Origin of the sequence: Xanthomonas albilineans (assembly GCF_009931595.1) — a bacterium.
GTDB classification, from domain to species: Bacteria; Pseudomonadota; Gammaproteobacteria; order Xanthomonadales; family Xanthomonadaceae; genus Xanthomonas_A; species Xanthomonas_A albilineans.
This window is the reverse complement of the sequence record NZ_CP046570.1, coordinates 350,290-373,790: the sequence shown is the minus strand read 5'-3', so window position 1 is coordinate 373,790 and position 23,501 is coordinate 350,290. Positions and strand designations below refer to the sequence as shown.

15 protein-coding genes are annotated in these 23,501 nt (G+C 62.2%); 7 read left to right on the top strand and 8 right to left on the bottom strand.

The genetic code is table 11. From position 1 onward, the window contains the following. Positions 1-9 precede the first annotated feature (9 nt). Positions 10-696, top strand: a complete 687-nt coding sequence (locus tag XaFJ1_RS01555; RefSeq protein ID WP_012914934.1) for a hypothetical protein — start codon at positions 10-12, stop codon at positions 694-696. 49 nt (positions 697-745) lie between these two features. Here XaFJ1_RS01555 and XaFJ1_RS16025 read toward each other — a convergent pair whose 3' ends face one another. The 3 genes from XaFJ1_RS16025 to coaBC are packed head-to-tail and all read right to left on the bottom strand — an operon-like array spanning position 746 to position 4,882. Further along, a complete protein-coding gene (locus tag XaFJ1_RS16025) occupies positions 746-3,112 on the bottom strand; it encodes a phosphomannomutase/phosphoglucomutase (protein WP_045756691.1) in 2,367 nt (788 codons plus the stop codon). A gap of 16 nt (positions 3,113-3,128) precedes the next feature. Next, on the bottom strand, positions 3,129-3,599 hold the full coding sequence (gene dut, locus XaFJ1_RS01545) for a dUTP diphosphatase (protein ID WP_012914932.1): 471 nt from the start codon (positions 3,597-3,599) through the stop codon (positions 3,129-3,131). Then, complete coding sequence (gene coaBC, locus XaFJ1_RS01540) at positions 3,596-4,882, bottom strand: bifunctional phosphopantothenoylcysteine decarboxylase/phosphopantothenate--cysteine ligase CoaBC (protein ID WP_012914931.1); 1,287 nt, start codon at positions 4,880-4,882, stop codon at positions 3,596-3,598. The genes dut and coaBC overlap by 4 nt, the downstream gene beginning before the upstream one ends. A gap of 96 nt (positions 4,883-4,978) precedes the next feature. Between coaBC and radC the strand changes: the two genes are divergently transcribed. The 5 genes from radC (at position 4,979) to XaFJ1_RS01515 (ending at position 11,900) form a co-directional block, all read left to right on the top strand. Further along, the gene (gene radC / locus XaFJ1_RS01535; RefSeq protein WP_012914930.1) at positions 4,979-5,653 is read left to right on the top strand and encodes a RadC family protein; all 675 of its coding nucleotides are present in this window, start codon (positions 4,979-4,981) and stop codon (positions 5,651-5,653) included. A 139-nt stretch (positions 5,654-5,792) separates the two neighbouring features. Beyond that, positions 5,793-7,481: an arginine--tRNA ligase gene (argS, locus tag XaFJ1_RS01530; RefSeq protein WP_012914929.1), complete on the top strand. Its 1,689-nt coding sequence runs from the start codon at positions 5,793-5,795 to the stop codon at positions 7,479-7,481. A gap of 18 nt (positions 7,482-7,499) precedes the next feature. Then, positions 7,500-8,327 carry an SPOR domain-containing protein gene (locus tag XaFJ1_RS01525; protein WP_012914928.1) on the top strand — a complete coding sequence of 276 codons (828 nt, stop codon included), beginning with the start codon at positions 7,500-7,502 and terminating at the stop codon, positions 8,325-8,327. A gap of 175 nt (positions 8,328-8,502) precedes the next feature. Continuing rightward, the gene (locus tag XaFJ1_RS01520; RefSeq protein ID WP_012914927.1) at positions 8,503-9,258 is read left to right on the top strand and encodes an SDR family NAD(P)-dependent oxidoreductase; all 756 of its coding nucleotides are present in this window, start codon (positions 8,503-8,505) and stop codon (positions 9,256-9,258) included. Between the two features lie 602 nt (positions 9,259-9,860). After that, positions 9,861-11,900 (top strand): TonB-dependent receptor, encoded by a 2,040-nt coding sequence (locus XaFJ1_RS01515; protein WP_045757162.1) that lies wholly within the window; start codon positions 9,861-9,863, stop codon positions 11,898-11,900. Positions 11,901-11,931: 31 nt separating this feature from the next. Here the strand turns inward: XaFJ1_RS01515 and XaFJ1_RS01510 are convergent, their stop codons facing one another. From XaFJ1_RS01510 to speA, 5 genes are all read right to left on the bottom strand, one after another. Beyond that, the gene (locus XaFJ1_RS01510; RefSeq protein WP_012914925.1) at positions 11,932-13,047 is read right to left on the bottom strand and encodes an acyltransferase family protein; all 1,116 of its coding nucleotides are present in this window, start codon (positions 13,045-13,047) and stop codon (positions 11,932-11,934) included. 184 nt (positions 13,048-13,231) lie between these two features. Next, entirely contained in the window at positions 13,232-14,119 is an 888-nt protein-coding gene (locus tag XaFJ1_RS01505) for a hypothetical protein (protein WP_012914924.1), read from the bottom strand. Positions 14,120-14,574: 455 nt separating this feature from the next. Next, a complete protein-coding gene (locus XaFJ1_RS01500; RefSeq protein WP_012914923.1) occupies positions 14,575-15,903 on the bottom strand; it encodes a glycosyltransferase in 1,329 nt (442 codons plus the stop codon). Then, complete coding sequence (locus tag XaFJ1_RS01495; RefSeq protein ID WP_080928035.1) at positions 15,896-19,921, bottom strand: non-ribosomal peptide synthetase; 4,026 nt, start codon at positions 19,919-19,921, stop codon at positions 15,896-15,898. The genes XaFJ1_RS01500 and XaFJ1_RS01495 overlap by 8 nt, the downstream gene beginning before the upstream one ends. Before the next feature lie 568 nt (positions 19,922-20,489). Continuing rightward, entirely contained in the window at positions 20,490-22,379 is a 1,890-nt protein-coding gene (gene speA / locus XaFJ1_RS01490) for an arginine decarboxylase (protein ID WP_012914921.1), read from the bottom strand. Between the two features lie 238 nt (positions 22,380-22,617). On the opposite strand from speA, the gene speE reads away from it, so the two are divergent. Then, positions 22,618-23,469 (top strand): polyamine aminopropyltransferase, encoded by an 852-nt coding sequence (speE, locus tag XaFJ1_RS01485; protein ID WP_012914920.1) that lies wholly within the window; start codon positions 22,618-22,620, stop codon positions 23,467-23,469. Positions 23,470-23,501: the final 32 nt, after the last annotated feature.

The following is a 23,501-nucleotide window of genomic DNA, read 5'->3' as shown; positions in this document are numbered from 1 at the left end:
GGGGCTGCCATGACGCCGATACACTCACCGTGGAGCTGCGCCGTCCCGGCACTGCTGATAATACTTGCACTACCTGCCTCCGCTCAGCAGCAACAGCAGGCGCACGCCAAGAAACTGTACTGCTGGAATCAGAACGGGCAGCGCATGTGCAGCGATGCGCTCCCGCCGGAAGCAGTGAACCAAGCGCGCGACGAATTCAACGCGACCAGCGGCATGCGCAGCGCTGAAGTCGGACGCGCGTTGAGCAGCGAAGAGCGCGCTGCGGCCGCCGCCGATGCCGCACAGCAACGCGCCAATCAAGCCGCGCTGGAAACCCGCAAGCGTACCGATCAGGCGATGTTGCTGTCGTTCCAGACCGAAGACGAACTGCGCAGAGTGTTCTCCGAACGCGCGGACATCGTCGACAACAATATCCAGACTTCACGCTACAACGTCGACAGCCTACGCCAGGGCCTGGTGGAGGTGCTCGCCAACGCCGGCGCACAAGAATTGGCCGGGCAGAAAGTCGCAAACAATCTCGCCGAAGACGTGCAGCGACGGCATCACGCGCTAGTGCAACAAATGCGTATACAGAAGGATCTAGAGCAGCAACGACTCAGCTTGGACGAGGAAATCAAAGACACCGTACAGCGCTACCGCGCAGCGAAAGGCAACGGGCCGCAGGCCGAGCCCGCAACGACACTATCCGGCGGCTGAGCCGCAGACGGCCATCGGCCTGCCGGGCAACGCGTTGGGCGTGCCCGGCTCAAAAGCCGAGCATCGCCGTCGGCAGCGCCGTCTGCAACTGGGCGCGGAACAACGCCTTGACCCGTTCCAGCGCGGTCGCGTTGTCAGCCTCGAAACGTAGCACCAACGCTGGCGTCGTGTTAGACGCGCGCACCAGCCCCCAGCCGTCCGGGAAATCGGCACGCACACCATCCAGGGTCAACAAACGCGCGCCGGCGAACGGCGAACCCTCCTGTTGTGCCTGGATGGCCAACTGCGCAATCAACGCATGCCCATCCTGCCCATCCAGCGGCACCTTGATCTCCGGCGTGGCAATGCTCTCGGGTAACTCCGCCAGCACCTCGGACGGCGACTCTTCGCGCTGCGCCAGGATCTCCAGCAACCGCGCCGCGGCATAAAGGCCATCGTCGAAACCGTACCAACGTTCCTTGAAGAAGAAATGCCCGCTCATCTCGCCTGCCAATTCGGCATCGGTCTCGCGCATCTTCGCCTTGATCAGCGAATGTCCGGTCTTCCACATCAGCGGACTACCGCCGTTACGTAACACGTAATCCGACAGCTTGCCGGTGCATTTGACGTCGTAGATCACCAACGCACCGGGATTACGCTGCAACACATCGGCGGCGAACAGCATCAGCAGGCGGTCGGGATAGATCACCTTGCCGTCATGAGTCACCACGCCAAGCCGGTCGGCGTCGCCGTCGAAAGCAACGCCGAGGTCGGCATCGAAGCGCCGCACCGTCTGCACCAAGTCTTCCAAATTATGCGGATCGCTGGGGTCGGGATGGTGATTGGGAAAGGTACCATCGACATCGCAGTACAACGGAATCACCTCCGCGCCGATCGCCTCCAGCAACCGAGGCCCCAGTTCGCCACCGACACCGTTGCCGGCATCGACCACCACTTTGAGCGGGCGGTCCAACTGTACGTCGTCGGCGATGCGCTGAACGTAGTCACGGCCGACGTCGCGCTGCTGCAGTCGGCCCGGTTCGGCAGCGGTCGACAAACGGCCCTCGCAGATGCACGCATGCAACTCGGCGATGGCCGCACCGGACAGCGTCTGACCGCCGATCACGATCTTGAAACCATTGTAGTCGGCGGGGTTGTGGCTGCCGGTCACCGCCACGCAACTGCCTGCGCGCAAATGGTAGCTGGCGAAATACACCACCGGGGTCGGCGCAACGCCGATATCGATGACGGCACAACCGGCACGACGCAAACCGTCGATCAGCGCCGCCGCCAATTCCGGGCCGGACAGGCGACCGTCGCGACCGACCACCACCTCGTTGAGTCCCTGTTCCTGCATCATCGTACCGATCGCCTGGCCGATGAGCGCGGCAACCTGTGGGTTGAGGTCGCGACCGACCACACCACGGATGTCATAGGCGCGGAAAATATCGGCCGTCACGGCAGACGCGGGAACCGGCATGGCCGGCGTCAGCTCCGCTGGCGACCGTGACAATGGCGGCGATGGCGGCGATGGCGGCGATGGCGGCAGCGGTGGCAGCGACTCCTGGTTTTGCAGACTCTGCTGCAAGGTTTGCTCTTCGGTCACCGCCACGGCACGACCTGCGCGCGGCGACAAGTATCCGCGTGGGGCCAGCGCCAGCAAGATGCGTAACACCACCAGCAGGACGGCGACGAGCAGACACGGCCAAGCGCCCAGCCCGAATGGTCCAGCCTCGGTATCGGGCAAGGCGGCGACCATGCGCAAACCGGTATCGCCGAGTGGGCGCGACAACGCATCGGCACGATTGGACAGCGCGGAATTCCCGGCAGCGATCACATCGTAACTGCCCTGACGCAGCGCCAAGTAGCCGCTATCCGGCACCGTCACCTGCGCGACTGGGTCGGTGAGCAAGCCCAGCGGCAGGCGCAGGTAGACCACGCTGGCCCTCTCCCCCAAGGATACCGGCGCCGCCAAGCCCAACTGCACACCGCCACCATCATGAACCACGCCGCTGGCGACCTTTCCGGTCAACACGGCTTTCTCCAGCAGCGCCAGTCGACCGTAACCGAACCGCGGCGGATCGGCATAGCCGGATTCCAGATCCACCGGCAGCAGTTGTGCATCCTCGACCTGCTTCCAATCCCCGCGCAGGGCCTGGACGACGGCTGCGGCATCGCCACGTGCCAGCGCGGTCTGCACAGCCGGCTGCTGCAAGCATTCGGACAGGCGTTTGCCAGCTCCCTCCAGCACCTGTGTGGTCCGCACCACCGACGCATCGCGCGCTCGTTCCAGCGTCATGGTCACCTGCTCGGCACGCCATTGCCTCACAGCGCTCCAACCGAACCATCCGGCAAGCAGAAACAGCAGAACGGTCAGCAAGAGCGGGACCCTGCTCAAACCTTGCGGCACTGGCCGCGCTTGTAGTACCTCGCTCATCAAAAACGCTCCCCAGTCAGCGCACTCCGGTGTGGCCGAATCCACCCGTTCCCCTGGCGCTATCGGCAAAAGTATCTACTACTTGCAGGGCAACGCGCACGACCGGCATCACCACTAACTGCGCGATTCGGTCACCGGGCGCGATGGTGAAGGCTTCGCGGCTGCGGTTCCAGACGCTGATCAGCAGGGGTCCCTGGTAGTCGGCGTCGATCAGGCCGGTACCGTTGCCGAGCACGATGCCGTGGCGATGGCCCAGCCCGGAGCGCGGCAGGACCACCGCGCACAACTGCGGATCGGCGATGTAGATGGAAAGCCCACTTGGGATCAGCGCTGTGTCGCCGGGATCCAGGGTCAACGGCGCCTCGGTCGCCGCGCGCAGGTCCAGCCCGGCGCTGGCTTCGGTGGCGTAGTCGGGCAACGGCCAGCTGTCGCCGAAGCGTGGATCGAGCAACTTGACCTGCAGCGGAACGGGCGTGGGAATGCTCATGCGTGCAACCTCTCAGCAATCAGGTCAAGCAATTGTTCGGCCAGTTGCGTCTTGACGACCGCCGGGAAGCTGCGCGCGCCGTGTTGCCAGTATGCGGTGGCGGCGTTCTGGTCGCTCTCGAAACCGTTACCCACCACCCCCACCTGGTTGGCAATGATCAGGTCCAGGTGCTTGTCGGCGAGTTTGCCACGGGCGTAGCGCTCGATGTCATGGGTCTCGGCGGCGAACCCGACCACCAGCTTCAGCGCCTGGGTCTGCGCAGCGACCTCGGCGAGGATGTCAGGTGTGCGGATCAGCTCCAGGATCAACGTATCGCGGTTCTTTTTGATCTTTTCGGTCAACACCTGTTTGGGTGTGTAGTCGGCGACTGCGGCGGTGCCGATGTAGATGTCCGCCGGCAGAGCCCCTAGCACAGCCTGGCGCATCTGCACCGCCGAACGCACGTCGATGCGCTGCACGCCGTCCGGGGTGGGCAACTGCACCGGGCCACTGACCAGCACCACCTGCGCGCCGCGCCGCACGGCGGCGGCGGCGAGTGCATAGCCCATCTTGCCGCTGCTGCGGTTGCCGAGATAGCGCACCGGATCCAAATCTTCGTAGGTTGGACCCGCACTGATCAACAGACGCAAGCCACGCAATGCGCCATCGCGAGATGTGGTGGACGGGGTCGCGCTACGCGCGGGAACGATCGCCTCCAGCGGCGTAGCGGGCTGCGCAGCAGCATTTCCGATACCGGCCAAGGCCGCAACGATCTGTTGTGGTTCGGCCAGGCGCCCCGGGCCGGATTCGCCCTCGGCCAGCGGTCCATCGTTCGGACCAACCACGTGCGCGCCGCGCTGGCGCAGCGTCGCAACATTGGCCTGGGTCGCAGGATGCAGCCACATCCGATGGTTCATCGCAGGGCAGACGGTCAGCGGTGCGGTGCTGGCCAGACACAGCGTACCCACTAGGTCGTCGGCCAAACCGTGCGCCAGCCGCGCCAGCAGGTCGGCCGTGGCCGGCGCGACCACCACCTGCTGCGCCCAGCGCGCTAATTCCAGATGGCCCATCGCCTGCTCCGCGCTGCTATCCCACAACGTCGTGCGGGTGATATGGCCGGACAGCGCCTGGAAGCTCAGCGCGGTGACGAACTGCTGCGCACCGGCAGTCATTGCCACCTGCACCTCGGCGCCCACGTCGCGCAGGCGCCGCACCAGTTCCAGCGCCTTGTAGGCGGCGATCCCGCCGCCGACGCACAACAGCACACGTCGCCCCTGCAGGGGCCTCTCAGAAGTCGCGGTCACGTCGGGAATGTCCTACCCATGCAAGAACGATTAGCTTACCCGATGGTTTTTGGCGACCTGATACCATTGCAGCATATCGCCCGGCATCCTGGCGATATGCACATTTCCAACTGGCCCTGCGACGAACGCCCCCGGGAAAAGCTGCTGACACGCGGCCCCCAGGCCCTTTCCGACGCCGAACTGCTAGCGATTTTCCTCGGCTCCGGTCTGCGTGGTCGTGACGCCGTGCAGACCTCGCGCGATCTGCTACAGCAACACGGACCGCTGCGTACACTGCTCGATCGCCCACCCAACGAGCTGCTGCGCCTGCCGGGCCTGGGCCCGGCGCGGGTCTGCAGGCTTTCGGCGGCAATGGAACTTGGCCAACGTCACCTAGCGGCGGAACTGCAGCGGGGCGACACCCTGAACGATCCAAGCGTGGTCGGCCGCTATTTTTCGCAACGGCTGCGCGCACGGCCATACGAGGTCTTCGCGGTGCTTTTCCTGGATACCCGTCACCGTTGGCTGGCGTTCGAGGAACTGTTCCAGGGCACCGTGGACTGGACAGAGGTACACCCGCGCGAAGTAGTGCGACGCGCACTGACGCTCAACGCCGCCGCGATCATCATCGGCCACAATCACCCCTCCGGGAATCCGGAACCCTCCTCTGCCGACTTCGCCGTCACCGAGCGCCTGCGCAAGGCGCTGGACCTGATCGATGTGCGCCTGCTCGACCATTTCATCATTGGCGACGGCATGCCGATCTCGCTGGCATCGCGCGGCTGGATATAAGCTACAGCGCAGCCGCTCCAGCGCGTGGCCTGGATCAAGGTGGCGCCGCTTCGGCTGAGGTCGGGCTGAACCCATTGCAGGCCGGGAAGCGACGGGTCGGGTAAAATGATTGGTTTATCGCGCTTCAAGCAGAGATCCCGTGAAATCCCAACTCCGCGCCCTGATCGCGCAAGGCATCGAAGCCTTGCGCGCCACTGGCATCCTGCCAACCGACACTTTGCCGCCGGACTTCGTGGTCGAACGACCCAAGACCCGCGAGCACGGCGATTTCGCCAGCAACGCCGCGATGCTGCTGGCCAAGGCCGCACGCACCAATCCACGCGCCCTGGCCCAGCAACTGGTCGATGCGTTACCGGCCAACGACGACATCCGCAAGGTCGAGATCGCCGGCCCCGGTTTCATCAACTTCCACCTCGGCCCGGGTGCCTACCAGCGCGAAGTGCTGACGGTACTCAAACAAGGCCATGACTACGGTCGCAGTCTGGTCGGCAACGGCCGCACCGTTGGCGTGGAATACGTGTCGGCCAATCCGACCGGGCCACTGCACGTGGGCCATGGCCGCGCCGCGGCGATCGGCGATTGCCTGGCACGCTTGCTCGAGGCCAACGGCTGGAACGCCAGACGCGAGTTCTACTACAACGATGGCGGTGGGCAGATCGAAAATCTCGCACGCTCGGTACAGGCACGTGCCCACGGCAAGACCCCGGACAGCCACGATTGGCCGGAGGAAGGCTACCGTGGCGACTACATCCAAGATGTGGCCGACGCCTACATGACCGGCGCCACGGTGAATCTGGAAGGCCATCTGGTCAAAGGCGCCAAGGACCCGAACGATCTGGAGGCCATCCGCCGCTTCGCAGTGGCTTATCTGCGCAACGAGCAGAACCACGATCTGGCCGCGTTCGGCGTGGACTTCGACATCTACTTCCTGGAAAGCTCGTTGTACCGCGACGGCAAGGTCGAGGAGGCGGTACAGAAGCTGATCGCCTCCGGCCATACCTACGAGGAAGGCGGCGCACTGTGGTTGAAATCGACCGATTTCGGCGACGACAAAGATCGGGTGATGCGCAAATCCGACGGCACCTATACCTATTTTGTGCCGGACGTGGCCTATCACCTAAGCAAGTGGCAGCGCGGCTACGTGCGTGCGATCACCGAATTGGGCGCCGACCACCACGGATCGCTGGCGCGAGTGCGCGCCGGCCTGCAGGCGATGGACCTTGGCATTCCCAAAGGGTGGCCGGAATACGTGCTACACCAGATGGTCACAGTGATGCGCGGCGGCGAGGAAGTGAAGCTGTCAAAGCGTGCCGGTAGCTACCTGACCCTGCGCGACTTGATCGAAGAAGCCGGGCGCGACGCCACCCGCTGGTTCTTGATCGCACGCAAACCCGATTCGCAGCTTACCTTCGATATCGATCTGGCACGCCAACAAAGCAACGACAACCCGGTGTTTTACGTGCAGTATGCGCATGCGCGCGTGTGCAGCCTGCTGCGGCAAGCGCAGGAAAAGCAACGCGACTACGACCCGGCCGACGGCATGAGTCAGCTCAACCGGCTGAACGACACAACCTCGCTGGAACTGATGATGGAACTCTCGCGCTACCCGGAAGTTGTGGAGAATGCGGGGCATGTCCTGGAGCCGCATCTGATCGCGCAATACCTGCGCGAATTGGCGACGGCCTTCCATACCTGGTACCACGGCACCCCGGTGCTGGTGGACGACGCCAGCGAACGCAACGCCAAACTGGCCTTGGCGGTCGCGGCGCAGCAGGTGCTGGCGAACGGCCTGAATCTCCTGGGCGTCTGTGCCCCGGAAAAAATGTAATAAGTGGAGAAGCGGTAAATGGCAGCACGACGCGGTAAGACGCAAGCCCGGCGCAACAGCAACAACGGCACACCCGGGTGGGTATGGCTGATCGCCGGCGCGGCGATCGCGGCGGTGGTGTTCCTCGGCGCGCCGGGCCTGTTCAAGAAAGGCGGCGACAGTTTCCTGCGCATCGGCGGCCCACATGCCAATCCCGATGCGCAGCCGGCCCAAGTGGCCGATGCCGACATCGATGCGGCACCGGAATTATCCAAGCCAGCGACAACCACGGCCGGTAACGCCAAGACCGACGCGAAGAAGAACGCGCAGACCCAGTACGACTTCTACACACTGCTGCCTGGCAAGGAAGTGCAGATGTCCGACGCCGAACTGGCCGCCAGCGCACGTGCCGAGGCCGCACGTCAAGCAAAGCTGGCGCCACCGCCAACGACAACCGCGACTGTGCCGGGCGCCACAGCGACAACCACAACTCCGGCAATAACCTCGCCAACCCCACTGCCTGAGACGCCCAGTACAACGGCCGGCACCGTCGCGCCACCAGCGGCATCGCCCAAACCGATCGCCACCACGCCCGCCTCTGCCGCTTCTTCGGCCTCTGCCCCGCGACCGGATACGGCGCACTACATCCTGCAGGCCGGCTCGTTCGGTGCCTCCGGCGACGCAGAGTCGACCAAGGCCAAGCTGGCGATGCTCGGTCTGTCGGCGCGAGTGGAATCAGCGCAGATCAGCGGCAAGACCGTCTACCGCGTGCGCATGGGGCCTTACGGCACCGCCAGCGAACTGGCCGAGGCCAAACAAAAATTGAACGGTAGCGGTCTATCGGCAATCGCGATCAAGGCGCAGTAACGGCAAGCCCGCGCGTAGCTGTGGGCTGTCTATCGCATCACGATCAGGCGCAGCGTTACGTTTGCCGCGCTAGCGATGCTCAGCACCACACTCCCCATCGCGGGAGATGACTGCCAACATCGGCATTCGCCTTTTCTATTACTATCGTTTCCAACTCACTCACCGCAACGTGCCCATGACCCAGACTGCTCTGATCACCGGTGCCACGTCCGGCTTTGGTGCCGCGGCTGTGCAACGCTTCGCCGCCGCCGGCTGGCGCGTGATCGCCACTGGCCGCCGCGCCGAACGCTTGCAACCGTTGCTGGAAGCATTCGGCCCAGAACGCGTGCACATCGCCGCGTTCGACATCCGCGATACCGGCGCATTGGACGCGATGCTGGCGGCACTGCCGGACGCATTCCGCAACATCGACTTGCTGGTGAACAACGCCGGGCTCGCGCAGGGCACAGCGCCGGCACAAGCGGCAGATCTGGACGACTGGCGCACGATGATCGACACCAACATCACCGCGCTGGTGACATTGACCCACCGCATGCTGCCGACATTGATCAAGCGCCGTGGCGCGATCATCAACATCAGTTCGGTGGCTGCGCTGTATCCATATCCGGGTGGTAACGCCTACGGCGGCACCAAGGCCTTCGTCAGCCAGTTTTCGCTGGGTTTGCGCTCTGACCTGCACGGCAGCGGCGTGCGCGTGACCGCGATCGAACCGGGAATGGCCGAGACCGAATTCACCCTGGTCCGCACCCACGGCGACCAGAACGCCTCGGACACGCTCTATCAGGGCGCACAGCCAATGACCGCCGAAGACATCGCCGAGCAAATCTTCTGGGTGGCGACGCTACCGCCACATCTGAACATTAACCGGTTGGAGATCATGCCGGTGACGCAGTCCTTCGCTGGATTCCAGGTCGCCCGGCAACCGCGCTAGCCGCGGTGATGCCCTCACGTCGGGCGCGGCGTCATGTTTACCGCTGTGCCATTGCAGCGCGGTTGACGCCCGGCAAATATGGCCGCTGCCGCGTGGCAGCCCCCTGCGTGAACGATCCGCTCCGCGCGCGCAATCGCCTCGATCTGCCGATCAAGAACCTGGCCGACGCGCACGATGCCTCCGTGTGGTGGGACAACTTCTTTGGGGGTCGCAACGACCAACCAAGATTCTTGCCCACAGCCGGCCAGCCTAAGATTAGGTAACAAAACGACTACGTCGCCGCCAGGCACACGGCGCGGTCGCTTGCCCGGTTCGACCATGTGGCCGCGCATCTGCGCCGCTGCGGCCAACTGTGCTAAAGTTACGGGCTAGCCAGCCGCTTGTGCCAGCCTCCCTTTTCGTTCGAAAGAGATCGCTGCGATGGCTACCCACTCTCCCGTCCACGGTATCGCGCCCCGCTGCTGCGAGGTGTGGCGATGACTGATTTCATCACCGACCACGCGCGCCTGCACAACGGCCCTGGCCGCTTGCTCGCCCCACGCAACGTAAAACTGATCGACCAGCCGAATGCGCACACGCTACGCAGGCTGGCCCCCAGTCGGATGGTGCTTGCCGTTTTGACCGCATTCGCCGCCGGCGACGGCGCCGCACAAAACCTAACCTCCGATCGCACCACGACCCTCGGTACCGTGGAGGCACAGCAGCAAATCGCCGCCAGCCCGTCCATCCGCAACATCCTCAGTTCGGTCGACGTGCTGGGCAGCGAGCAAATCGGCGACAAGAACGTCATGAACAGCTGGGAGCTGCTCGGGCAAATGCCGGGCGTACAACTCACCCAGACCGGCCAAGGCGCCGAATCCGGTAGAGCCACGTTCCGCGCATTCAACGGCGAGGGCTACATCAACGCCATCAAACTCCTGATCGACGGTGTGCCGAGCAACGTCAACAGCGGCACCCAACGCTTCCTCGATATGATTTTCCCTCTGGAAATCGCCTACATCGAAGCGGTCCGCGGCACCAACGACCCACGTTACGGACTGCACAACATCGGCGGCAACGTCAACATCGCCACACGCCAAGGTGGCGATTATCGCGACCTGCGCCTGAGTGTCGGCAGCTTCGCCACCCGCGAACTGCAGTTCGCCCTGGGCCACGAATCCGACGGCCTGGCGCAAAACTACTTCATCGGCGCGCAGGCCGCGCATGGCAACCGCGAGCACGACACCTCGCGCAAATACACCCTCGGCGGCAAATGGTTCTACGGCGAGGACGACGACAGCGCACGCATCGGCTTGATCGCCCGCATCTACCACCACGAAGCCGACGAGCCAGGCTTTCTCACCGCCACACAAATGGCCGAGGACCGTACGCAGTCGCCACCGAAGAATGCCAACGACGGCGATAACCGCGACATGCGCCAGGCCAGCATCCATGCCGACTTCCGGCTCGACGAGGGACTGCATCTGCGCAACACGCTGTACTTCAACCGCTACGAAGACGAGCGCCTGGTCACGTTCACCAACTATCCGCTAGGCAACGCGCCGCGACAGCGCCGGCAATGGAACGAAAGCCAGATCGGCTTGCTCAGTACCGTGACCTGGCAGGCCAACGATGTGCTGAGTGTGGAGAGCGGCTTCAATGCAGAACACCAGGACAACCGCTACCAGCGCTACCGCTACGCCTATGCCGTTCCGACCAATTTCTGGAGCACCCCGGCACGCGTGCAGAACGACGACCGCTACACCCTGGACAACCTGGGACTGTATCTGCAAGCGGTGATCCAACCGACAGACGCGCTGAAAATCGTGCCCGCCTTCCGCGCCGACCGTTTCTCCGGCGACACCGCGTTGCCCGGCGGCGTGCATGCGCCGTTGCAACCCTACGGGTGGATCGACCAGCCCAAACTCAGCGTGATCTACGCGCTCACTCCACGCCTGAGCGTGTACGCCAACTGGGGCCAGACCTTCCAGGTTCTGACCGGTTCCACTGCCCCGGCCTATCTGACGCCAGGTCAACAGGCGCTCGAACCCTCAATCAACACCGGCAAGGAACTTGGCCTGAAACTGCAACCGATCGCCGGCACCGAAGCGCGCTTGGCACTGTGGCGACAGGATGCCACCAATGAAGTGGCCAACAATGTCAGCAGCGGCACCACCGTGGGCCTGGGCCATACCCGTCGCCAAGGTGTGGACCTGCAACTGAGCACGCAATTGGGCGAACACTGGACGGCGTGGCTATCGCACGCAGTGCAGGAAGCCAAGGTCGTCACCGCATACACGGCCACTGGCGTTTCGCTGCACGGACGCGAAGTATTTTCCACACCGCGCTACATCAGCACTGCCGGCCTCGACTACCGGCCCGATGCACGCTGGAAATTCGGCCTGCAGGCGCACGCGCAAGGCAATTACTACATCGACGCACTCAACGCCCATGGCAAGTACGGCGGCTTCACTGTCGTCGATGCCAGCGTCCGCTATCAACTCTCTGCGCGCAGCAGCATCGATCTACAGATCAAGAACCTGACCGATGACCGCTACGCCTACGTGTGGTACGACAACTTCTTCTGGGGCGGCAACGACCAACCGATGTTCTCGCCCGCGCCCGGCCGCTCGGCCTACCTCGGTTTCGAGCTGCGTTTATAACAGCGGAACAGCCGCAGCTGCGCGAGGACGCTCAGCTGCCGGCCAGCGCATGGGACCGCACACAGCGGCGATCGCGCAAACGCAGGAACGGCCGCTCCACCGCATAATGCAAGGCCGCGCCCGCCAGCAACGCCATTCCGGCGTACACCGCGAACGCAAGCAAGCCGCGTCCCTCCAGCACCGGGCCGATCCAGGCATGGGTCAGATGGAACACCGCCTTGTGGCTCAGATACAGGCTGTAGGACACCGCTGCCAACCAGGCCGCACCTGGCACACGACAACGCCCCAGCGGGCCGTCCAAGCAGGCTCCAGCGCTCACCAGCAGCGCCAGCCCCAACGACAACACCGGCCAACCGATCGCATTGCCGAGCAGACCCGTGCGGTCGCGAAACAACCAGATGGCCAACCCACAGAGAGCGACGCCTGCCAAGGTCGCGGCCGTCGCATGGCGCTGCAACCGCTGCCAATACTGCGGCCGGAACGTCTTGAGAACGGCAAGGATCACGCCGGCCAGCAGCGCATCGAGCCGGTTCCAGGTCGGGTAGTAGAGATCTTCGATGAACCAGTTGCGCTGCAAACCGACACCGACACGCTCCAGCGCATGGTCATGCAACCAGATGGTGGTGCGCAGCGCGATACCCGCCAGTACCAAGCTCCCGCACAGCGCCACGAAACGCGACACCGAGGGTCGCCGCAGCATCCACGCTGCCAGCAGCGGGAACAGCAGATAGAAATGCTCTTCCACGCACAGCGACCATGCATGCGAGAACGCCAGTTGGTTGGCGTAATCGATGCCCAGGTTCAAGGTGAAAGTGGCGAACATCCACCACGGCGCGATACCAGGAGCTTCGCGGAAGCCAGGCCAAGCCAGATACAGCGCCAGCACCAACGCATACGCCGGCAACACGCGGTAGGCGCGGCGTCGGTAGAAATCGCCATAGCGCAACGGCTCGCCACGCGCCAACGGCGCCAGCACTTGGCAGCCGATCAAAAAGCCGCTGAGCACGAAGAACAGATCCACGCCCATCCAACCATCGCGCGAGAGCCAACTCCAATCGGGCCCCAACCCACCGACCACGAACGAATGAAACAGCATCACCCAGACGATGGCGATGCCGCGTAGCAGATCGAGTGCGGGATAACGCATCTCTTCATGACCATCCTTGGGTACAGGAGCCGCATTCTGTCACAACGGCTTTTCGCGCGCGTGACCTGCCCCCACTGAGATATAGCGCAGCGTTGGCATTGATGGTCACCGCAAAAGCCGATGAAGACCAAGCCAGGATTAAACAAAATAATTTCTTAAAACCTTTCATGACGCCTCCATTTTCCTATCGAAGTGTTTTTATCTTGCGTATATCCTCATCCAACTTGGCTTGATCTGCTGGAACTATCGCCTGCGCCCTTATAAATTGCTCGTAGTTCTCGTAATCGCAAAGTCCTGTCGTTATACAGACTGAATCCATTATCATAGACCCGCTCTCACAATCAAGCCCCGACTGACATGCGGCGACAGCCCACGCATGTCCAGCCAAAGCGCTCCCCATTAGGCCTGAATATTTCTCAGGAATATCCTCCGACATCGGTACTGCCATTAGATTTGACAGCTGATACATTGCTTCTGGATCGTGAGATTTCCGCACAATATCTGCCAGATCACTTGCTTCGTTAACCGACAATGGCGCAGCCGATTGAACTCTTAATTCTATTTTGGCTGCAACATTTCCGCGCCTGGCCGCCTCCTTAAGCCAAAGAGAATAGGCAACATAAGGAATCGGCTGTCCTCCATCAACATTATCGCAACGCCTCTTTAGGCGCTCTTTTACATTGCGCAATCCGACAGTAGAACCTTTTGCATATTTAGCCAAATCATCTATCGTGGCCAATTGCACTTCAGGACGTATGCTATAGAACATGCAGAAACTGTAAATATGAGCCAATTCTTTCTGTGCCGTGGAAGATCCATTCTCCGCTTCACTTTTAATCTTTGCAAAATTCAAATAATAATATTTGCTTGATTTAACTTCGCTGGAGCTTCTCATATCATCTACATTCGTAGAAGAATTTATTTTTGAGTGATCCATCGCTCGAACTTTACTTATATAGCCATCGCCGTTATCTTTACTATCAATTTTTTCTTTATGCTCCCCTATGAAAAGAAAAATGGAAGCACCAATTGCGAGCAGAATTATGGCTGAAATCACTACAAATTTTTTCATTACATTCTCGAAATGTTGTTGTACTGTATTAGGGAAGATCTAAAAAAGCCAAGCCATCGAGATCAGCGACTCTAAAACTCAATGAGTTGTCGCGCGAAAGACTGGGAGATGGACTTATTCAGACTTTCCCTAAGCAAGAGTCCATGATTTACAGACTCCCATGGCAATTAAATTTTTGTTCCCCACAGCAGCACTAAAGCTCGAATCAACAAAGCCATTATCTACAAATCGATGCAGGCTGGCATGAGTGCCAGAACAAGATCAAAAACGGGTTCGGCTCGCACGGCTTTTGATGGTACTGAGCGCCACAGTAGTTTATTTCGCGATTTTTCTCATCCAATCCTTGATATTACGAACACGCATTGACCGAATCTGCGTGCGCTGGAACAGCGCCATACACGTGCGGCCTGCTGTGCCCCCGACCCATCCCCAACTACGGGTCGCTACAACGCAACTCAGCAAACAACGTCCGCGTGTTGCCGAACGATGCCCGCATCGCGCAACAGACCCCACTGTTCGAGCTGCGCCACCGCTTTAGCCACACCGTCCTCCTCGCGCAGTCGCTGCCCCAGCGCCTGCGCCGCCGCACACATCGTCGGTGACGTCGCCTGCCGCAACGCGTGCGCCAGCACCTCCGGCTGCAGCCCGTCGCGCTTCAACGCGGGCGGCGCCACGCCACGCTGCGCCAAACAATGCGCCCAGAACGGCTGGTCATAACCGAACGGCACCACGACCGAGGGAATGCCAGCGGTCAGCGCAGCGGCACAGGTTCCCGCGCCACCATGGTGGACCGCCGCGATCACGCGCGGAAACAGCCAGTCGTGCGGGGCATGTTCAAGCGCGAAGCACTGATCCGAGTCCACGTCCTGGTCTGCGATCAAGCCACCCCAGCCCGTGGCCAGCAACGCACGCTGGCCGGTCAGGCGCAATGCCGCCTTCACCGTGGTGGTCAGTCGCGCCGCGTCTGCATCGATCATACTGCCGAACCCGACGTACAACGGCGGCGGACCGGCATCCAGAAAATCCAGCAATGCGGCCGGCGGTTGCCACTGCAACTGCGGTAACGACCAGAAGCCGCAGACCTGGATGCGCGCCGGCCAATCGCTCGGACGCGGACACAGGTGTTCGCTGTATCCATACAGCACGCGGATCGTGCTGGTATCCGGGCCGCGCCATCCGTAGGGCGGCAGACCTAGCGGCGCACGCACGCTGCCATCGATCACCTCGCGCAGCAATTGCCAACCACCAAAGCGCATGGCATGTTGCAGACCAACATGAAGTGGGCCGGGGAGACGCAATTGCGGCCGCGCTACCAATGGCAAATGACGGGAGACAGTCAACGGTTGCAACTGGGCATACACCAGCGGAATCTGCAACGCCTGGCTCAGTGAATCGACCAGAATGCTGGCGCTCCCCACGCCAATCAGCAACCGCGCATCCGCACACGCCGCCCGCCCCTGCGACGGCCAATCGCGCGCCCAGGAGGCGATGTGATGGCGGAACATACGGCAGTTCGCCCACATGGACTGACCGGCACGAATCGGATTGACTTGCAGCATGCGCTGGTGGTCACCCGTCAGCGGAAAGAACGCCAAACCGTTCGCTTTAACCAACGGAGCGAAATTCTCACTGGTCAGCACACGCACCGGATGGCCGCGCTGCTGCAAGCCACGTCCCAGTGCGATGACCGGTCGCACATCGCCATGGGTGCCGAGGGTGGCGATCACGATCGGTCGGTCTTCGCTTCCAGCGTTCTGCTCGCCTGAGAGACGGTGTTCAAGCATATTCGGCTACCCCGTCACTCGTCGGTGTCGGTGTCGGTGTCGGTGTCGGTGTCGGTGTCGGTGTTGAACCAGAGTCGAGCACCGAACCCCGTGTCGGCAGCGCCACAGACGCTTGCAACAGTTTGGCAAGCCTCCCCACATGGGCCAGGGAAAGGATCCCGTAGTGGTCGGTGTCGAACGCCTCCACGCGCAGGCTGCGCACCAGTTCCTGCCACACCTGTGGGCGGTGATCGATCAGATCGGTGGCGTCCATACCGATGTCCGGGCGCCGGGTGGCCTCGACGAACAGCACATCCACATCGATCGCGCTGGGGCGGTGGTGGCAGGCCAGATGCAGGTGGTGCTGGATCAGTTCGCCAATGTTGAGCACGAGATCGTGCTGCTGCTCGAGCAGTTGACGTGCCAACGGGAACGACAACAGGCCGTAGTGATCGCACAGCACTTTGGCCAGTTCCGCCATGGTCGTCGGCAGCGGCGTTCCTGGCGCCAATTCCACATCGAGCACACGTAACGCGGCGGGGATGCTGATCATGTCATCGGCCTGTGCGTCCTGCGGCGGAAGCGGATAGCTGTCGAGCAAGGCCAGCAGTTCCACCAACTCGCCGGCCGCGCGCAGCTCGGCGGCGATGGCATGGGCGATCAGGCCCCCCAGCGACCACCCCACCAGACGATACGGGCCGTGCGGCTGCACGCTGCGCATGCGCGCCAGATAATCATGGGCGATCGCCTCAATGCTGTCGGGACGGTAGCTGCTGTCGGCCAAGCCAGGCGACTGCAAGAGCACCACTGGCCAGCGTGGATCCAGTTGACTAAGCAAGGTCGCATACGACCAACTCATACCCATCACCGGATGGATGCAGAACAGCGCGGGCGTGCCGACCTCGCCCTCGCGCAGCGTCAGCGCAGACGCCAGCGGGTCGCTGTGCAGTTGCGCATTGCGCCGGATCACCTCGGCCACACCCGCGATGGTTGGCTCATTCAACAGCGTCACCAATGGCAGCTCGATACCGAACATCTGCGGAAACCGCGCCGCCATTTGTGCCGCGCCTAGCGAATCGACACCGAGTTCGAAAAAGCTATCGTGCACGCCGATGCCATTGATGCCCAGGATATCCTCCACCATCGCGGCCAATTGCTGCTCGATCGGATCGCGTGGCGGCACATGCTCCCGCGGCGGCGGCGCATCGGGTACAGGCAACGCCTTGCGATCCAACTTGCCGGTCGCGGTCAGCGGCAAGGCCGGTAGCGACATCCAGCGCGAAGGCAACATCGCCGATGGCAGGCAGGCTTGCAGATATTGACGCAGTGCATCCACCTCCACACTCTGCTCTGGCAAGGCGACGACATACGCCAGCAACTGCATCGTTCCGTCGTGATCGCGATGCCCGACCACCACCGCCTGTGCCACCTGCGGATGCTGTTGCAAGGCATTTTCGATCTCGCGCGGCTCGATGCGATGGCCACGAATCTTCAACTGATCGTCGATGCGACCGATGAACTCCAACACACCATCCGGACGCAGGCGCACCTGATCGCCGGTGCGGTACATCCTGCTGCCATCCCCGACGAACGGATCGCACACAAAACGCTCGCTGGTCAGTTGCGGTTTGCCGCGATAACCCTTGGCGACGCCAGCACCGCCGATGTAGAGCTCGCCAACCGCACCGGTCGGCAACAATTGCTGCTGGGGATCGAGCACATACACCCGCGTGTTGGCAATCGGGCGTCCGATCGGTGGATGGGGGGCGTCGGTCAGCTGCAACGGCATGATCGTCGACCAGATCGTGCTCTCGGTCGGCCCGTACAACTGAGTCAAGCGGCCAACGCGCGCAAGCAGGCGCGTGGCCAGCTCCGCCCCCAAGGCTTCGCCGCCGACCAACGCATGCACCTTGTCCAGTGGCAGATCGTCGTTGGCGAGCAGGATCCGCCACAACGACGGTGTGGCCTGAATCACACTGACCTGCGCCTGGGCGATCAATCGCGCCAATCCACGTGGATCGTGCGTGATTGCGCCTTGTGCGATCACCACCCGCGCACCGACCAGCAGCGGCAAGTACAACTCCAGCCCGGCGATGTCGAAAGTCACAGTGGTCACCGCCAACATGCGGTCGCGCGGGCGTAGGCCGAGGTCGTGACGCATCGCGAACAGGAAATTGAGCAGGCTGCGATGGCTGATCTCCACGCCCTTGGGTATTCCCGTGGAACCGGAGGTGTACAGCACATAGGCCGTGCCCTCCGGGGTGGCCAACGGCGCAATCGGCGCCGGCAAGTCGGCCGGACACGGATCGAGCCAGACCATCCCGTCCAGCAGCAGCGTATCGCGCAGAACCGGTTCGCAGACCAATCCGATCGCAGCGGCATCGTCGAGCATGTGCCGATTGCGTACCAGCGGGCCATCCGGATCGAGCGGCAGATAGGCGGCACCGCTCCACATCACCGCCAACAGCACCAGCAACAACTGTTCACTCCTGGGCAAGGCCACCGCGATCACATCGCCCGGCTTGATCCCATCGGCGATCCACCGAGCGGCGATGCGCGCGGCGAGTTCGCAGACTTGCGCATCGTCGAGCGTGCGCTCATCGCACTGGACAACGATACCCGCCGGCATCGACGCATAACGCTCCAGCAGTTGGTGCGGCAGTGTGGCCATGATGGGCAACGGCATGGCGGTGGCATTGCATTCCCACAGCAAACGGCAACGCTCCTGCGTCCCCAGAATATCGAGCAGGGCCAGCGGCCGCTCCGGGGCGTCCAGGATGGCATCGGCCAGCAAACTCAAGCGGCGACAATGTTCGGCCAACTCCTCGCGGTCGTACAGCGCGGGATTGGCATCCAGATCGAAGCGCAGCGCCATGCCGTTGCCGCGTTCGTAACAGAAAATGGTCAGGTCGTCGGCCAGACCGTTGCACAGATTATGCGGCACGGCTTGGGCTTCGCCGAAGCGCAATCCATAATCGAAGGCCTCGATGTTGACCGCCAGCCGCGCGATACGCTGCATGTTGGCGAACATGCCCAGGTCACGGCGGACATCCTCGACACGGTATTGCTGGTGACGCAGGCCATGCCGCACCACCGAGGACACATGCGGGAACAGCGCATGGAACGGCTGGTTGGGCCGCATCGTCAGCCGCAGATAGATCGCATTGGCGGCCAAGCCAGGCACCTGCCGATAGCGCGCGCCGACGCGTCCGGTTACCGGCATGGCCATCACCAAATCTTCCGCGCCAGTGTAACGGTGGTAATACGCCGCGACCAGAGCGATCAGCGTCTGCGGCAGACTGGCGCCATGCGCGGCTCCCAACGCTCGCAAACGCAGCACCGTCTCAGGGGAAAACTCGCCAGTGGCACGTAACAAACCAGCACTATTTTGCTCGCCTGGCTTGGCCAACGTCACCGCTGGCGGCAAGTTGGACAGTTGCTGCATCCAGTACTCGCGATCGCGTCGATAGCGATCGGATGCGCGATATTCCTGCTCCAGCGTCACCAGCTCCAGCACACTGCCGTAGGCGGCCGGCTCCGGCTCTTGCCCAAACGCATAGGCGTTGTACAGACTGGCCAGACGCTGGGCCAGCATCGTCCCAGTGAAACCATCCATCACCAGATGGCTCGTGTACTGCACCCATAGATGATGATCCTGGCCCAGTCGAAACACGACACAGAACCAGAGCGGGCCGTCGCGCAAATTCTCCCGCTTGCCGAGTTGATCGCCCACCCAGCGCTCGGCTGCGGCGCGCGGCGCGGGCTCGTCGCTGAAATCGAGGTACTGCAATTCTCCCGGATATTCCGGCAGCACGATTTGCTCAGGCAAACCATTTTGCTCATGAATGCATAACCGCAGCACATCGAACTCCCGCGTGATCTGCCGGTTTGCTTGCAGTAGCAGGGTCGGATCCAAGGGCCCGAATAATTCCAATGCCTCTGACAGCATCAACATCTTGTCGACCTGCAACTTGCTGCCGACCCACAGCCCTCGTTGCGCACGGGTCAAGGGAAACGATGATGGAGTGTCCGCATGCATAACGTGCCTCTCGGGTTGATCGAAACGTGCATTAACAAATCCCTGCGCCACCAGGAACGGAACATGCGCAGATGCGACGAACGATTGACTGAAACACGAGCATGACACCTTCGCATAACGTCAAGAACCCAGAAATACAGGGTTTTGAAGCAATTAAAGAGAAAATAAATCATGAACACTATCGATCAAGCAGTGGGGAATTTTTATAATCCAACGCGCGCCTTAAAAAAAAGTGCAAGAATCACGCTTCGTTGTTTGATGCGAACCTAGGCTGCAATTCTGCGACACAAATCGAAAAATTGACTTTAGCGGTAGCATCAACGCCCGCCCCTGGCGAACCACTACGCCGCCACACCGCGCCATACGTGTCCACCACGGCGTCGTGTCCGCTGGTTCAGGTAAAGCTTTGCTTGTCCGCCATGCGCATTAATTTCGCGAGCGGCTTTCGACATGCCAATCGTGCGTGTCGATGGCGACATCGGACGCCCATCTGCGGACGAGAAACTCTCTCGCCTGATTTTGTGCGACCCGCCGCGGGATACGCGCACGCCGCCAGTATCCGCTGCGATCAGACCAATGGTGCGTCGGAGAGATAAGTGTAACCGGTGAGGCCGGCTTCAAGCGCATCGCGCAATTCCTGCGCACAGGCATCCGGTAATTGCGCCGCCTCAATGCGCTCGGCGTAGGCCGCACGCAACGTATCCAAGCGATAACCGACATAATCGAGCATCACGTCGGTCGTGTCGCCACGACGCTGCTGGACGATGCGGTAGCCGGTTCCTTCCACCGCCACTTCCACCGCATCGGTGTCGCCGAACAAATTGTGGATGTCGCCGAGGATCTCCTGATAAGCACCGACCAGAAAGAAGCCGAGTCGGTAGCTCTCGCCTTGTTTCAAGGCGTGCAAAGGCAACGAGCTGTCCAGGCTCTCGTTCTCGACATAGGTCTTGACCATCCCATCGGAATCGCAGGTCATGTCGGCGATGATGCCGCGACGCTGCGGCGCCTCGTCGAGCCGCTCGATCGGCACGATCGGGAACACCTGATCGATCGCCCATACATCTGGGATCGATTCGAACACACTGAAATTGACGAAATACTTATCGACCAGGCGCTCGTTGAGCTCGTCCAGAATCGGGCGGTGACTCTTCTCCTGCGAACTCAACCGTGCACGCACACCATGCGCGATGGCGTAGAACAGATCGTCGATGCGTGCGCGCTGGGCCAGGTCGATCTGGCCCAACGCATAGGCGCTCAACCCTTCGGCATGGAAATGCTGCGCCTCCTGGAACAGCTCCACCGCCGGACGCTGGTCCAGCTCGGCATGAATCTCGCGCATATGGCGGATCGCCGCCGGTTCGTCGTCATGCACGTCCGGCACACGGCCTTCCGGCGCCTGCTCAACTTCCGAGACGTTGGCGACCAACACCGCGTGGTGGGCGGTCATTGCACGACCGCATTCGGTGACGATGCGCGGCGGCGCCAACCCATGCTCTTCGCACGCGCTGGCCAGCGGCTGCACAATGTTGCTGGCATAGGCGTGCAAGCCGTAGTTGATCGAGCACTCGCTGCGCGAGCGAGTGCCCTCGTAATCGATGCCCAAGCCACCGCCGACATCGACGTGGCTGATCTTCGCTCCCAACTTGGACAGTTCGACGAAGTAACGGGTCGCCTCGCGCATGCCGTTGGCGATGTCGCGCACGTTGGAGATCTGCGAGCCCATGTGGAAGTGCAGCAGGTTCAGCGCATCGGCATACTCGGTATCGCGCAGCGTCTTCCACAGATCCAACAACTGCCGTGGCGCCAGCCCGAATTTGGCCTTGTCGCCACCGCTGTTCTGCCACTTGCCCGCCCCCAGCGAGGCAAGACGCATGCGCACGCCCAGGCCAGGCCGCACGTCCAGCACGCGTGCTTCGTCCAACACCAATTTCAATTCAGACGGCTTCTCGATGACGATGAAGGTCTGCAACCCCAGCTTGCGACCGATCAGCGCCAGACGGATGTACTCACGGTCTTTGTAGCCGTTGCATACGATCAAACCGCCAGGACGCGACAGCGCCAGCACTGCCATCAGCTCCGGCTTGCTGCCCGCTTCCAGGCCGAAACCCTCGCCCTGGTGGCTGGCCAACGTACCAGCCACTCCGCGATGCTGGTTGACCTTGATCGGATACACTGCGGTGTAGCCGCCGACATAATCCCAATCGGCCTGAGCCTGGGCGAAAGCGGCCTGCAGCTTACCCAGGCGTTCGCCGAGAATATCGGGGAAACGCACCAGCATCGGCAGCTTGGCCCCCGCCGCGCGCGCGGCGTCCACCACGTCCGGCAGCGCGATCGTCACCCCGTCGGCGCCCTGCGGCCGCACCACGACCCGACCAGCCGTATCCACATCGAAATACCCATCGGCCCAGTGCGGGATCGAATAGGTTTTGCGGGCCTGGTCGAGGGACCAATCGCTCATCGTGGCGGCTCGGCTGACGGAAAAAGGGCGTGAATTGTAACCCCTGCTACGCGTTGGGTCCGTTACAATCCGCGCCGATCCGACACCCCTGTCTCGGCGCGTACGCGGGAATGGGAAGATAAGCACCAGGCGTTGTGCATGCACGCGGTGGGGCTTGCTTTTCCATCTCCAGCGCTTCGCGCCACCGTTTTCTCCCTCCCGAAGGGAGAGGACCGCCTGCATTTTTCGAGGACACCGTATGAGCGCCAACGACACCTGGTACATCGAACACTTCCAGCCCACCGGCTCGGCCATCGGCTACCGCATCACCGGCAAACTGGACGAAGTGCAGTCGCCGTTCCAGAAGATCGAAATCTACGACACCACCGACTGGGGCAAGCTGATGGTGATCGACGGCGCGGTGATGCTGACCACCCGCGACAATTTCTTCTATCACGAAATGATCAGCCACCCGGCGCTGTTCACCCATCCCGCGCCCAAGCGGGTGGTCATCATCGGCGGCGGCGACTGCGGCACACTGCGCGAGGTGCTCAAACACCCGGGGGTGGAGCGCGCCACCCAGTGCGACATCGACGAACACGTCACGCGCATGGCCGAGAAATATTTTCCGGAACTGTGCGAATCCAACAGCGACCCTCGCGCCGAATTGCTGTTCGATGACGGCATCGCCTACATGGCCAACTGCCCGACCGGCAGCGTGGACATCGTCATCGTCGATTCCACCGACCCGGTCGGCCCAGCCGAGGGCCTGTTCAACAAGGCCTTCTACGCGAGCTGTTTCAAAGCGCTGAAAGACGACGGCATTCTGGTGCAGCAGTCCGAATCGCCACTGGCGCTGCTGGACCTCATCAAGGAAATGCGTGCGGAGATGGGCAAGGCTGGCTTCACCAGCTTCCACACCGTGCCATTCCCGCAACCATGCTACCCAACCGGCTGGTGGAGCGTGACCATGGCGCGCAAGCAAGGCGGCTTCGACTTCCGTCAACACGACGCCGCGACCAAACCGTTCGCCACCCGCTACTACAGCGCGCACCTGCACACCGGCACCCAGGTTCTACCACCGTTCGTGGCCGAGGCGCTGAGCGTCTGAGCGCCACGCGCCGACACCACGACAAGCACCTC